The 13,284-nt window shown below is 69.3% G+C and carries 10 protein-coding genes; 4 read left to right on the top strand and 6 right to left on the bottom strand.

The window, feature by feature from the left end:
• The first annotated feature begins 4 nt into the window (after positions 1–4).
• A complete protein-coding gene (locus tag D7V77_RS13110; protein ID WP_147452058.1) occupies positions 5–1,021 on the top strand; it encodes an HmuY family protein in 1,017 nt (338 codons plus the stop codon).
• The gene (locus D7V77_RS13115) at positions 1,021–2,601 is read left to right on the top strand and encodes an MXAN_6640 family putative metalloprotease (RefSeq protein WP_120576615.1); all 1,581 of its coding nucleotides are present in this window, start codon (positions 1,021–1,023) and stop codon (positions 2,599–2,601) included. The genes D7V77_RS13110 and D7V77_RS13115 overlap by 1 nt, the downstream gene beginning before the upstream one ends.
• Here D7V77_RS13115 and D7V77_RS13120 read toward each other — a convergent pair.
• The gene (locus D7V77_RS13120; RefSeq protein WP_233596963.1) at positions 2,598–3,596 is read right to left on the bottom strand and encodes a hypothetical protein; all 999 of its coding nucleotides are present in this window, start codon (positions 3,594–3,596) and stop codon (positions 2,598–2,600) included. The genes D7V77_RS13115 and D7V77_RS13120 overlap by 4 nt on opposite strands.
• Before the next feature lie 229 nt (positions 3,597–3,825).
• Here D7V77_RS13120 and D7V77_RS13125 point away from each other — a divergent pair, with 229 nt between their 5' ends.
• Entirely contained in the window at positions 3,826–5,439 is a 1,614-nt protein-coding gene (locus tag D7V77_RS13125; protein WP_120576617.1) for a LysM peptidoglycan-binding domain-containing protein, read from the top strand.
• A gap of 103 nt (positions 5,440–5,542) precedes the next feature.
• Here D7V77_RS13125 and D7V77_RS13130 read toward each other — a convergent pair whose 3' ends face one another.
• The 4 genes from D7V77_RS13130 to D7V77_RS13145 all read right to left on the bottom strand — a co-directional run bounded on the left by D7V77_RS13130 (position 5,543) and on the right by D7V77_RS13145 (position 9,971).
• Entirely contained in the window at positions 5,543–7,138 is a 1,596-nt protein-coding gene (locus tag D7V77_RS13130) for an aromatic amino acid hydroxylase (RefSeq protein WP_120576618.1), read from the bottom strand.
• A 93-nt stretch (positions 7,139–7,231) separates the two neighbouring features.
• Positions 7,232–8,152 (bottom strand): LysR family transcriptional regulator, encoded by a 921-nt coding sequence (locus D7V77_RS13135; protein WP_120576619.1) that lies wholly within the window; start codon positions 8,150–8,152, stop codon positions 7,232–7,234.
• Between the two features lie 14 nt (positions 8,153–8,166).
• A complete protein-coding gene (locus D7V77_RS13140; protein ID WP_120576627.1) occupies positions 8,167–8,988 on the bottom strand; it encodes an NAD(P)-dependent oxidoreductase in 822 nt (273 codons plus the stop codon).
• A gap of 92 nt (positions 8,989–9,080) precedes the next feature.
• Positions 9,081–9,971 (bottom strand): hypothetical protein, encoded by an 891-nt coding sequence (locus tag D7V77_RS13145; RefSeq protein ID WP_120576620.1) that lies wholly within the window; start codon positions 9,969–9,971, stop codon positions 9,081–9,083.
• A 161-nt stretch (positions 9,972–10,132) separates the two neighbouring features.
• Here D7V77_RS13145 and D7V77_RS13150 point away from each other — a divergent pair, with 161 nt between their 5' ends.
• The gene (locus tag D7V77_RS13150) at positions 10,133–12,817 is read left to right on the top strand and encodes a M1 family metallopeptidase (protein WP_120576621.1); all 2,685 of its coding nucleotides are present in this window, start codon (positions 10,133–10,135) and stop codon (positions 12,815–12,817) included.
• An 18-nt stretch (positions 12,818–12,835) separates the two neighbouring features.
• Here D7V77_RS13150 and D7V77_RS13155 read toward each other — a convergent pair whose 3' ends face one another.
• A complete protein-coding gene (locus D7V77_RS13155) occupies positions 12,836–13,234 on the bottom strand; it encodes a hypothetical protein (protein ID WP_120576622.1) in 399 nt (132 codons plus the stop codon).
• Between the last annotated feature and the right edge of the window lie 50 nt (positions 13,235–13,284).

Consider the following 13,284-nt stretch of genomic DNA (forward strand, 5'->3'; position numbering starts at 1 on the left):
GACGATGAGCAACCCCGAAGGGGCGGTCCGGAAGAGCGGTGCACGGTGGCTCGGCATGGGGGCCCTGGCGGCCCTCGCGCTGGCCGTGGTGGCGCCGGGATGCAGCAGCGACGAGTGCGTGGATGCGTTCGACTGCCGCGATGAGGGCGCGGCCCCCAAGGGCAAGGCATGGACCTGCAACGCGGACAGGAAGTGCGAGCAGCGCACCCTGACTCCGGCCGAAGAGCCTGAGACGGACGCGGGCACGGGCGGTGAGACGGACGCGGGCACCACCACTGACGCCGGGACGACCACCGACGCGGGCACCACCACCGACGCGGGCACGGAGACGGACGCGGGCACTCCTCCCGCGGATGGCGGCGCGGAGCTGTGCCGCAACGCCGTGGCCTGCACGGAGCAGAGCATCGACAAGCTCCGGCTCCGCACGGTCGTCTCCGACGGCGGCGTGATCGAAGAGGGCACGACGGCGGGCGAGCACCTCACGTACCTGGATGGCCGCGGGGGTGGCACGGCGGTGCCGGACTCGTACACCTACGCGCGCTTCACGGCGACGGGGCTGGAGAAGGTCTACATCGATGACCAGTCCTCGCTGGATTCGACCGCGTGGGACGTCGCGGTGCGCCGGTACGTCGTCCGCTTCAACAGCGGCGTGTCCGGCCCGTCGTGCGTGACCGTGGCTCAGACGGCGGACGGCACGACGTTCGAGTCGGTGACCTCCGTGCCCACGGATGCGCAGTTCGTGGCGGAGAACTACTACACGCCCGACACCTGCACGTTCACCGGGGACTCGTTTGGCCTTCAGAGCCCGGCGACCCAGACCCTCTCGTACTGGGACTACGCTTCCTGCCTGCAGATGACGAACAAGGTCTACCTGGTCCAGCTGGCGGACGGCCGTCACGTGAAGCTGCAGGTCAAGGACTTCTATGAGCCCGCGATCCAGGAGGAGTGCAACACGACGGGCAAGGTGAGCTCGACGGCCAGCGCCGGGTCGATCCGCCTGCGGTGGTCCTTCCTGCCGTGATGACCCCCGGGGTTCCCACGCTGCTCCTGCTGCTGGCCGGCGCGGGAACCCCGCGCGGCCTCCCGCACGAGCGGGAGGCCGTACAGAAGCGGGTCGCCGAGTCCGGGCGGCCCACCTCGCCTGGCGCGCAGGCGCCGCGCTATGAGCCCGAGGACACGGTGGAGTCCGTCGTGTCGCCGGGCGGGCGCTTCCGCATCCACTTCACCCGCCAGGGCACGCACGCCGTGCCGCCAGCGGACGCGGATGGCACCGGCGTGCCCGACTTCGTGGAGCTCGTCGGGCGCACCTACGAACACGTGGCGACGTTCTACGTGGACCTGGGCTTCCGCCTGCCGCCCGACGACACGAATCCGGCCGGGGACGACGGCGGCGACGGCCGCTTCGACGTGTACCTGGTGGACTTCGCGAGGATTGGCGACGGCGCCTTCCGGCAGGAGACCTGCCTGGAGGGCGTCACGCGCTGCACGGGCTTCATGCTCCAGGAGAACGACTTCACGGGCTACAACTACCCGTCCGACGCAGAGGCCGTGGAGATCCTGGCCAGCCACGAGTTCTTCCACGCGGTGCAGGCCGCCTACCGGCCCGACCTGGGCGGCGTCGCCTCCGAGGGCACCGCCGTCTGGGCCACCGAGCGCTTCGAGCCCGCGCTCGACGACCTGGAGCACTTCACCCGCGGCTACATGCTGACTCCGGACAGCACGCTGGTGCTGGACCCCGCGGGGCCCGGCGTGACCTTCATCTACGGCGCGGGGCTCTTCTTCCAGTTCGTGGGCGAGCGCTACGGTGACGGCGCGCTCGTCGCGCTGCTGGAGGAGTCCGTGCGCCAGCCGGAGGCCCGCTGGCCGGTGCTGCTGGACACCTGTCTGCGCCGCGACTTCGCCTCCAGCTTCGACGCGGCCTTCGCCCAATTCGCCACCTGGAACCTGGGCACCGGCCCGCGCGCGACGCCGGGGTTCGGCTACGCGCGAGGGGAGGGCTATGCACCGGTGGCGAAGACGGCGGCGGAGCTCCCCACCACGAACGACCGCGTGCGCGTCGCGGCGGCGGCCTCGCGGATCTTCGAGCTCCCCGGCGGCGCTTCCTTCGTGGGCGCCTCGTTCGAGCCCGAGCCGGGCATCGACCCGGCCACGGTGCACCTGGTCATCGCGGCCGTCACGGATGACGCCGTGCTGCGGGTGGCGACCGTGGACGGGCCGGACGCCCTGCGCGCCCAGGTGGCCGCGGATGACGCCACGCGCGTGATGGTGGCGGTCGTGGACGGCCGGATGGAAGGCCTGGGCCGCTATGGCCGGCTGTGCATCGCGGCCACCGGCCAGGCCGCGTCCTGCGCGCCGCTCGAGTCGATGGACGCGGGCACGGACGCCGGATCCGACTCTGGGACGCCCGATGCCGGCGCGGACGCGGGCACCTCCGATGCGGGGACCGTGGACGCGGGCAGGCCCGTGGATCCCATCGATGATCCGCGCACGCCCTCGGATGACGGTGGCTGCCAGGCCGCGGGTGGCCCCCTGTCCGGTGCGCTCGTCGCGCTGCTGCTCGGCGGGGGCCTGCGGGCCCGGCGGCGTTCACGGGCGCGTTAGCGCTCGAACTCGTCGCACCCCGTCTCCTGCTTGGGCGGGAAGGCGGACTTCTTCTCCTGGCGCACGTAGTCGTGGCTCTGGGAGAAGAGGTCCGGGCTGCTCACGGTCACGGTGCCCTTCGCGGCGTCGGCCGTCTTCCACTGGAGCGCCTCCGGCTTGCCGTCCGCGGCCGTGAGCCCCAGCACCCAGGCCCCGGCGCCCTTGCCGGCCTCCACGGACGTCACCTTCATCGTCGTGGCCTCCTGGCCCAGCTGCACCTCCACCTCGCCCGTCGCGGGCTTGACGGTGAAGCTGCGCGTCGCGGCCGAGCAGGGCTTGAGCACCACGAAGCCCTTGCCCTGACGCGTCAGCTCCACCCACGTCCCCGCGAACGGCTGGAGCTTGTCCGCGGCCACGGGAGCCTTCGCGGCCGTGGGCGCTGACTCCGACGCGCAGTCCAGGTCCTCGCGCTTGAGCAGCCCCGCCGTGGCCTTCTGGGGCCCCTGGAAGCGCGCGGCGAGGAAGTCCGGCTCCACCGGGTCGACGTAGGCCTCCACCGCGTCCCCGGACACCACGAACGCCTTGCGCGGCGTGTTGGCCGCGTCAGACGCGTGGAAGACCGCCTTGGACACCTTCACCTTGCAGATGCTCAGCGGCTTGGAGGTGCTCCGGGCGAACGTGTCCTTGCCTGAATAGCCGGCGCCGCAACAGGACGGTGACGGACCCGACTCCAGGACGAATTGCTTGGGATTGACGCGCAGCGTCCAGGCGTCTTCCTCACCCGTCTGATGAAGTGACCAATTCGTGGCTGTCTTCTTCTGGACGACCAGGGCGCAATCGCAGGTGCCCGCGCTGCTGCCCTGCGGGAACGAGCCCGCGAAGTGCACGAGCGTCTCGTTGCTGCCCTCGACGATGGCGAGCGTCCCGCTCTTGTTCGAATAGACCCCCGTGAGTCCCTCGGACCCCTGAGCCGAGGCGTCCGGGACCGCGCTCGTGACGCAAATGGCAAACAGCAATGCCAAATTTTTGAATTCCGGTTGGATCCTGGACATCGGACTGGTCCTCCTGGGCAGGTTCTTCAGTCTCAGCGGATCGATCTGCTGAAGCTGAAGTTGCTGGAATCACTGGTTTCACACGATTGTGACTGGGAATGCGAAACTGATCGCATTGCCTTTCGATAATCCGGGCAATCCAAGCACGTCCGCGGCGCCTTTGGTCGCGGCCAGACATAGAGGGGTCTTCTCCGTGACCGTCTCCAACATCCGCGTCAATTCGGGCGACACGCTTTCCGGCCTCGCGAAGCGCTACAACACGACCGTTGACGCGCTGGCCAAGGCGAACAACATCAAGGATCCGAACAAGATCCTGGCCGGCCAGACGCTGAAGGTGCAGGACGGTTTCGACACGAAGGGCACCAACAAGTCGAGCGCGGGGACGAAGACGTCGGGCGACAGCTTCACGCAGTCCACGGACGGCGCGAAGACGACCACGCCCGCCGCGAACACGAACTCCAGCAGCGCGACCAACGGGGAGCTGGGCGGGCTGAGCCGCAAGTACGAGGCTCGCGGCCCCGGCACCGTGTCCACGGGCAAGGGTGACAAGGGCGGCGTGTCCTACGGCTCCTACCAGTTCGCCTCCGCGAACGGGTCCGCGCAGTCGTTCGTCAACTCGCTGAAGAAGACGAACCCGGAGTTCCACAAGGCGCTGTCGGGCAGCAAGCCGGGCACCGCGGAGTTCTCCGCCGCGTGGAAGCAGCTGGCCGCGAAGGACCCGAAGGGCTTCGACAAGGCGCAGCACGACTACATCAAGACCACGCACTACGACGCGGGCGCCGCCAACATCAAGAAGGCGACGGGCATCGACCTGGACAAGCGCTCCGCGGCGCTGCGGGACGTGGCCTGGTCCACCTCCGTGCAGCACGGCCCGGGCAAGGCGGACGACATCTTCAAGAAGGCGCTCAACGGTCGCGACCCCGCGAAGGTGAGCGACGAGCAGCTCATCAAGGACATCTACGCCGAGCGCGGCCGCACCAACGCCAGCGGCACCCTGGTGCACTTCTCCGGCAGCTCCAAGGACGTGCAGAAGGGCGTGGCCAACCGCTTCAAGTCGGAGGCGAAGGACGCCCTCGCGATGCTGAAGCAGGAGAAGTCGGGCACCACGACCAAGCCGGCCAACACCAACACGGGCGTGGTTCCCCCGTCCGTGAACAACGGCTCGAAGCCGGGCACCACGGAAGGCAAGCCCACGACGCAGGGCACGAACACCTCCAAGCCCACCACGGAGGCGGCCCCCGCGAACACGGAGCAGGTGGCCCCGTCCAAGGACAAGCCGGCGGTGCACGTGAAGGTGCCGTACTACAGCCAGTTCGAGAACGGCCACGGCTACACCGCGAGCGACACGGCGTGCTTCAAGGCCGCGACGGCGATGGCGCGTGACTCCGGCGCGACCGTGCTGGGCCCCGACCGCCGCATCCAGGTGGGCAAGAGCGAGAACGGCGTCGGCGCGCTCAACGTGGACTCGAAGAAGGCCGCCGAGGGCCGCAGCTACATCGACAAGCAGCTGGAGGCCGGCAAGCCGGTGGTCGTGGGCGTGAGCCACAAGGACGCGAGCTACAACGCGGACGGCCTCACGGACCACTTCGTGACCATCACGGGCCGCGGCGTCGACGACAAGGGCCGCACCTACTACACGTTCCACGACCCGGGCACGAAGAACGCCAGCACGGGCAAGGACACGAACCCGAACAACCGCTTCTACGTGGATGACAAGACCGGGAACATGTACCGCCCCGGCAAGGCCGCGAACGGCTACGTGACCGAGCGCCACTACGACGTGGCCATGGTGCGCATCAACAAGTAGCCCCGGCGGCGAAAGCCCCCGGAAGTGATTCGGCCCGGCGACCTCGTGAAGAGGTCGACCGGGCCGTTATGCGTCATCCGTCTGGGATTCGAAGCGACGGGTCCTACGCCTGCGCCGCCTCGCGCCTCGCGGGCACCTCGCCGCGCAGCTCCGCGACCTCGGCGCGCAGGAGCCAGTCGGTGGGGAAGTCCGTGGACGCGCGGGCGATCTGCTCCAGCCGCTCGGCGGCCAGCTGTCCCGTCTCGCGGATGCGGCGCACCTCCGTGTAGAGGGCGGCCAGCGACGGGGGCAGGGCCTGCGCCTTGCGCTCGCGCGCCTGGGCCTCGCCGTCGCCCGCGGTGAAGGCGTCCATCTCCCCGAACCACTCGTCCCACGTGCCCGGGTCGGCGGGGCCGCCCGCCACGGACGGCAGCCGCTCCGTCAGGTACAGGCGCGCCATGGACGGCAGCGTCAGCTCTTGTCCGGCCAGCGTGCCGCGCAGGGCAATCACTTCTCCGCCGCCCACCGCGAAGCCCTCCAGCACCAGCCCGCTGTCGAGCGTGAGCGTGAAGTTCCCGCGCTCCGGCAGGGTGCCCTGGCCAAAGGCGACCAGCGCCGCGCCGCTGAACGGCTTGTCCAGGGCGTGCCCGTTCATGGACGTGAGGATGGGGCCCTCCAACCGGGCCAGCGCGGTGGACAGGCCCGGGGCCACGTCCTTCGCGGCGGGCAGCAGCTCCACCACCTTGCCCGTCACCTCGCGGCCGTCCGCGAGCACCAGGTGGTTGACCGTGCGCGCGCGCAGCGCCTCGTTCAGGCCGAGGTCTCCGCCGCGCTTCCACGCGAGCGTGGACTCGAACTCGGACAGGACTTCGAAGAGGTGCTCGAAGTCGCGCGCCACGAAGAGCTGCGGCTGCATGCGGGTGATGTCGTAGTCCGTGTCCGCGCACGCCACGCCCAGGGGCAGCTTGTGCACGGCGGACGTCAGGCAGTGCCGGGCCTCGCCGATGCTGGACAGCAGGCCCGCGCCGTAGATGCGCGGGTGCTTCAGGTCGCCAATCAGTCCGTACTCCGCGGTCCACCAGTACAGGCGGCTCGCGCGGGTGCTCTCGCTGATGTAGCGGTGGCTGGCGTTGGCGGCCTCCAGGCGGGCCTGGGCGTGGGCGATCTCCTCCTCCGTCGCGGTGGGGTCCTCCTTCACCACGGAGAGGTTGCGGATGGCCTCGAAGACGGCCTGGTCCTCCACGCTGGCGATGGCCTTGAAGCCCACCAGCCCCACGGCCTTGAGGTACTGGGCATAGCGCGCGTTCGCGATGATGGGCGCGTGGCCCGCGCTCTCATGGACGATGTCCGGCGCGGGCGTGTACTGGATGTGCTCGTGCGTGCGGATGTCCGCCGCGATGGCCAGCACGCCCAGCGCCTGCAGCTCCGTGAAGACGGCCGGCGGGATGAAGCCGCGCACCGCCACGCAGGACCAGCCCAGCTGGGACAGCTTCTCGTTCATCTCGTCCAGGCTGGGGATGGCCTCCGCGCCAATGCCCGTGGCCTCCAGGCCCTCCAGGTAGACGGGGTGCGCCTTGTCGCTCAGGTGCTCGCGCAGCTGCCCCAGGATGTGCCGCCACACCGCCTGATCCCTGGGCGTGTACGCCGCGTAGTCCTGGCCCACCACGTAGCGGCGCAGGTGGGCGGGAAGGCGGGCAATGGTCCGTTCCGTGGGCGTCATCGCGAGCGGCTCCTTCAGGAGATGCAGGACTCCTGAAGAATACGCACCCCACTGCAAGACGGAAATCCGGCAGAATTCGACGTCTTCGTCGGATTATCGCCGTTTGTTCAGGCGGCGACGCAGCCCGTCAAGGATGGATTGGACGGCGGGGCTGAGGCCTCCGGAGGGCCAGACGGCCACCACCTCCACGACCTGGGGCTCCTGTTCGCGCAGGGGCCAGACGTGGAGGTCCGAGGGGAAGGGCTGGGTGGGGCGTACGTCCGGGGCGATGGTGCAGGCCTTGTAGGCGCGCAGCAGCTCGTAGAGGTGGAGGAAGCTCTCCACCCGGCCGACCTCGGTGACGGACACGCCGTGCGCTGCGAAGCGCGCGCTGTTGGCGCCGCCGTAGGGGTCGTCCCGCAGCCAGTCCACGAAGCGCTGGCCCTGGAGGTCCTTCACGTCCAGGGTGCGGCGGGAGGCGTGCGCCTTCGCGAGCGGGGAGTCGGGGCCCGCGATGACCGCGAAGGACATGCGCAGCAGGGACTCTGTGTCCACGCCCTCGTGCGGGGGCAGGGGTGTGAAGTCGAGCGCCAGGTCCTGCTGCCGCGTCTGCACCTGGCGCATGAGCTCGTGCGAGCCGCCGAAGCCCACCACCAGCTTGAGGTCGGCGGCGGCGGCGTCCTGCGCGATGCCACCCAGCAGCGACATGGACAGCGTGGGGTTGAGGCCCAGGCGCAGGGTGGGCTCCACGCGGGCCAGGTCCATCAGCCGCTTCACGTCCAGCTGGTGAAGCGGCGTCTGGGTGCCCGCGTAGAGGCGCTCTCCTCGCGCGGACAGTTGCAGGCGCCGGCCCGGCCCCCGCTCCAGCAGGGCGGCGCCATCCGCGAGCGCTTCCTCCAGGGCGCGGATGTGCTCGCTCACGACGGAGCGGGCGACGCCCAGGTGCTCCGCGGCGGCGTCGATGCTGCCTGCCTCCACGGCGGCGGTGAAGGACTCGAGCCAGACCAGGTGTCGCTGGAGCTTGCGCGGGGGCATGGGGCCAAGACGCGCTAGAGGAAGAAGTCGGGCAGCAGCTCCGCGCCGGGGACGGACTGGTACTTGTCCAGGTTGGTGACGCCGGCGGCGCGCAGCACTTCATCGTCGATGCAGAAGTTGCCGGTGAAGGAGCGGCTGGGCTTGGTGAGGATGGTGTACGCGGCGTCGGCCATGATCTCCGGCGTGCGGCTGCCCTTGATGGTGTCGTCGCCGCCCAGCAGGTTCTGCACGGCGGCGGTGGCGATGACGGTGCGGGGCCACAGCGTGTTGACGGCGATGCCGTCGTCCTTGAGCTCCTCCGCCATGCCCAGCGCGCACAGGCTCATGCCGTACTTCGCGATGGTGTAGGCCACGTGGGGGCCGAACCAGCGCGGCTCCATGTTGAGCGGCGGCGAGTTGTTGAGGATGTGCGGGTTGGAGGACTTCTTGAGGTACGGGATGCACGCCTGCGAGCACGCGAAGGTGCCGCGCGTGTTGATGCCGTGCATCAGGTCGAAGCGCTTGAGCGGCGTCTCCAGGGTGCCGGTGAGGCTGATGGCGCTGGCGTTGTTCACCAGGATGTCGATGCCGCCGAAGGTCTCCACGGCCTTGGCGACGGCGGCGTGGATCTGCGCCTCGTCGCGGATGTCCACCACGCAGGGGAGGGCCTTGCCGCCGGCCTCTTCAATCTCCTTCGCCGCCGTGTAGATGGTGCCGGGCAGCTTGGGGTGCGGGTCCGTGGTTTTCGCGGCGATGACGATGTTTGCGCCGTCGCGGGCCGCACGCAGCGCGATGGCCTTGCCGATGCCGCGGCTGGCGCCGGTGATGAAGAGGGTCTTGCCTTGGAGGTTGGACATGGGCCGCATCCTGACCCACTCCACCGCCGCGTGCATCTGGAAGACACCCGGTGGACCGGGGCCGCGAGGAGCCCCGGTCCCCGGACTGTCGGTTACTGCGTGATGCAGGTGACCGTTTCGAGCATGGTCACATTGGAATTGCCGGTGGTGCCCCAGTTGCCCACGCCGTTCGTGCCCACGATGAACGAGTAGGCGGAGCCGCGGATGGCGATGGTGAAGTTGCTCGCGTTGACATGGCCCTGGTCCTGGCAGAAGCGGCGGGCGGTAGCCGCCGGGGTGCTGTAGTTGCCGGACGGGAAGTTGGGCTGGACGGTGCCGATCTGGTAGCCGTTGACCGTTGGCGTCGTGTACGTGAGCACCGTCGCGTCGAAGCAGGTGATCGTCTCCAGCATGGTCACGTTGGAATTGCCGGTGGTGCCCCAGTTGCCCACGCCGTTCGTGCCCACGACGAATGAGTAGGCGGAGCCACGGATGGCGGTGGTGAAGCTGCTCGCGCCGGTGTGGCCCTGGTCCTGGCAGAAGCGGCGGGCGGTATCGGCGGCGCTGCTGAAGTTCCCGGTGGGCTGGTTGGGGAGGTACGTGCCAATCTGATAGCCATTGACCGCGGGAGTCGTGTAGGTGACGCCCGAGTTGGAGGTGAAGCAGGTGACGGTCTCCAGCATGGTCACGTTGGAATTGCCGGTGGTGCCCCAGTTGCCCACGCCATTCGTACCCACGATGAACGAGTAGGCGGAGCCACGGATGGCGGTGGTGAAGCTTTGCGCGCCGCTGTGGCCCTGGTCCTGACAGAAGCGGCGGGCGGTGTCGGCGGCGCTGCTGAAGTTCCCGGTGGGCTGGTTGGGGAGGTACGTGCCAATCTGATAGCCATTGACCGTGGGCGTCACATAGGTCTGGTAGGTGTCAGCGCTGGCCGACGACGCGAAGCCCACGACGAAAAGCAGGGACACGAAGAGGGAGGGAAGATCGCTGCTGCGACGAAACATGTTTATCCTCGGCTAGAGGGTGATGCGGGGGGATCAGGACCGTAGCGGCTCGCGGGGTTGAAATCACTGCTTCACGGATTGGAGACATTTCAAGAATGCTGTGGGTGCGAGCCGAGACGTAGGCGCGGTGCGCGACCCGCGCATGGTCTACGCTGCGCCCCATGCGACTGCTCCCACTCCTCGCCCTGGTGGTGTTGACCGTCCGCTGCGCCCACGCGCCGGAGGCCGCGCCGACTGCATCCGCGCCGCCCTCCGTTTCGTGGCCGGAGGCCCTGCCCCCCGCGCTGCGGCTGCCGGACACCGTTCGGCCCGTGCACTACGCGCTGGATCTGAAGCTCGTGCCCTCGGAGGACAGGTACCCGGGCAGCGTCACCATCGACGTGGAGGTCCGCGAGCCCGTGCGCCAGGTGTGGCTGCATGCGCAGGACGTGGAAGTGACGCGTGCTCGTGTCACCGTGGCGGGCCGCACGTTCGATGCGAAGCCTGTCACCGCGCCCGAAGGACGTCTGGGATTGCTGCTGCCGGAGGAGCTGCCGGTGGGCAAGGCCCAGCTCCTGCTCGACTTCACCGGCAAGGTGGACCGTGAGCGCAGCCAGGGCATCTACGGGGTGGAGGAGGGCGGTGAGCCCTACCTCTACACGTTCTTCGAACCCATCGACGCGCGCCGCGCCTTCCCGTGCTTCGACGAGCCGACCTTCAAGGTGCCGTGGCGCCTGCGCTTCACCGTGAAGGCCGGACACGTGGCGCTGGCCAACCATCCCGTCGTGTCGCGCGAGCCTCTGGCGGACGGACTGGAGCGCGTCACCTTCGCGGAGAGCAAGCCGATGCCCAGCTACCTCGTGGCCTTCATGGTGGGGCCGTTCGACATCGTCGAGGCCGGCACCGTGGGACGCACGAACGTGCCGCTGCGCTTCATCGTCCCCAAGGGCCGGGGCGCGGAGACGCGCTACGCCGCGAGCATCACGCCTCGCATCGTGAAGGGCCTGGAGGACTTCTTCGACCAGCCGTATCCGTACGAGAAGCTCGATGTGGCGGTCGTGCCCCGGTACTGGGGCACCATGGAGCACCCGGGCATCGTCGCGCTCGGACAGCCGCTCACGCTCATTCCGCCCGGCGAGGAGACGCTGGCCCGCCGCAAGTCGTACGCGGTCATCGCCAACCATGAGCTGGGGCACTACTGGTTCGGGGACGTCGTCACCTGCTCCTGGTGGAACGACATCTGGCTGAACGAGTCCTTCACCGCGTGGTTGGACCGGCAGACCGTGGACCGGCTGGAGCCGTCCTGGGACTACCAGCAGGAGCGCGCCATGTCCGCGACCCGCTCCGCCCTGGCGTCGGATGAGCTGGCGTCGGCGCTGCCCGTTCGCAAGCCGGTGGAGAGCAATGACGACATCGTGGGCTCGTTCGACAACGGGACGACGTATGACAAGGGCTCGTCCGTCATCGCCATGTACGAGGCCTGGATGGGACCGGAGCGCTTCCGCGACTTCCTCCGGGGCTATGTCCGCAAGCACGAGTGGAAGGTCGCGACGATGGAGGACTTCCTCGCGGACCTGTCCCAGGCGGCGGGACCGGAGGTGGCGCAATCCTTAGGCGGGTTCATCGAGCGGAGCGGGGCGCCTCGGATCACCGCGCAGCTGTCGTGCCCGGCGGGCGGCGCTCCGTCCGTGAAGCTGTCGCAGGAGCGGTACCTGCCCGTGGGCTCCAAGGCGGACTCGCGGCAGGAATGGCAGGTGCCCGTGTGTCTTCGCGTGGGCACGGGCACGCAGTCGTCGCGGGTGTGCTCGATGGTGCAGGGGCCCTCGACGGAGGTCGCGCTGCCCTCGAAGCAGTGCCCGGCGTGGGTGCTGCTCAACGCGGGCGGCACGGGTTACTACCGCGGCGGTTACACCCGCGAGCAGTTGACGAAGCTGCTCGCGACTCCGGCCGCCGCCTTCACTCCCGCGGAGCAGATGGCGCTCTGGGCGGATGTGGATGCGGCGGTGAGCCGGGGCGACCTGCCGCTGGGGGAGGCGCTGAAGGCGGTGCCTGCCTCCGCGAAGTCGACGAACCGGCTCGTGGTGCAGAGCGGCGCCTCGCTGCTGGAACTCGTGCGCCTGGATCAGCTCACGCCCGAGGAGCGCCAGCGCTTCCGCGCGTGGGTGGCCTCGCTCTACTCGGCACGTGCGCGGGCCATGGGCTGGGTGCCGAAGCCGGGCGAGGACGACTCCGTGAAGGATTCACGCTCCCTGTTCCTCCGGCTGGCCGGTGGCCTGGGCGATGACCCTCGGCTGGTGAAGGAGGCGCTGCCCCTGGTGCGCGCATGGCTGGCGGACCGGAAGTCGGTGGACCCGGAGGCGTTCAGTGCCGCGCTGCCCCGAGCGGCGACGCACGGCGATGCGGCGCTGTTCGACGCGCTGCTGGAAGCGGCGAGGAAGGAACAGGACCGCACCGAGCGTTCCCGGCTGCTGATGTCGCTGGGCTACTTCCGGAACCCGGAGCTGTTGTGGCGGGCGCTGGGGCTCGTGGTGTCGCCGGACTTCGATGTGCGGGACTCGCAGAGCATCCTCCGGATGGCGTTGATGTTGCCGGAGTCGCAGTCGCTGGCGTGGAACTTCTATCAGACGCACTTCGATGCGCTGACCCAGCGGCTGCGTTCGGATGAGCTGGGTCGGCTGATTGGCCAGACGGGGAGCCTCTGCGATGACATCCACCTGGCACAGGTGGAGACGTTCCTGACGCCCCGCGTGGACAAGATTGAAGGCGGACCGCGCGCGCTCACCCGGGCCCTGGAGTCCATCCGGCTGTGCATCGAGTCCCAGAAGCTCCAGTCCCCGAGCGTCAAGGCGTTCCTCCGCGCCCGGTGAGCCCCACGGCCTGAAGCCTCACGGACCGTAGGGGCACATCTTCAGCATCTGCGCGATGGGCGGGCGGCAGAGCTCCAGGAGCTGTGTCTCGTCCAGGAACGAGGAGGTCCGCGCCTTGAAGAAGCAGGCCGCGGGATCATCCGAGGGCTGGGCGTACTGGCAGAGCTGGAGCGCCTGCGGGTCGGCGAGGAAGCCTTTCTCCTGCACCCGGAGGAAGCACTGCGCCGGGGTGTCGGAACGGGCACCCTGGCAGAGCTGCGCCGCGATGCTCTCGCTCACCGAGCTGCCCTGGCGCGCCGCTTCGAAGCAGGAGTATTGCGACGCACCCTCGGGTGGGCCTTCCATCTGCCCCACCGCCGGAAGCCCGAGCAGCGCGGCAGCCAGCCCCCAGGCACCTCTCCAATGGCCTCGCTTCATCGTTCACCCCCCAAAGAAGGTGGGGGAGTCATGGCCCGCATGGGAGGGAC

Origin of the sequence: Corallococcus sp. CA041A (genome assembly GCF_003612075.1) — a bacterium.
GTDB lineage: Bacteria > Myxococcota > Myxococcia > Myxococcales > Myxococcaceae > Corallococcus > Corallococcus exiguus.

Coding starts and splice junctions, on each gene's coding strand:
- D7V77_RS13145 (WP_120576620.1), bottom strand. CDS start 9,971: ATGTTTCGTCGCAGCAGCGATCTTCCCTCCCTCTTCGTGTCCCTGCTT.
- D7V77_RS13135 (WP_120576619.1), bottom strand. CDS start 8,152: ATGCCCCCGCGCAAGCTCCAGCGACACCTGGTCTGGCTCGAGTCCTTC.
- D7V77_RS13115 (WP_120576615.1), top strand. CDS start 1,021: ATGACCCCCGGGGTTCCCACGCTGCTCCTGCTGCTGGCCGGCGCGGGA.
- D7V77_RS13130 (WP_120576618.1), bottom strand. CDS start 7,138: ATGACGCCCACGGAACGGACCATTGCCCGCCTTCCCGCCCACCTGCGC.
- D7V77_RS13110 (WP_147452058.1), top strand. CDS start 5: ATGAGCAACCCCGAAGGGGCGGTCCGGAAGAGCGGTGCACGGTGGCTC.
- D7V77_RS13140 (WP_120576627.1), bottom strand. CDS start 8,988: ATGTCCAACCTCCAAGGCAAGACCCTCTTCATCACCGGCGCCAGCCGC.
- D7V77_RS13150 (WP_120576621.1), top strand. CDS start 10,133: ATGCGACTGCTCCCACTCCTCGCCCTGGTGGTGTTGACCGTCCGCTGC.
- D7V77_RS13155 (WP_120576622.1), bottom strand. CDS start 13,234: ATGAAGCGAGGCCATTGGAGAGGTGCCTGGGGGCTGGCTGCCGCGCTG.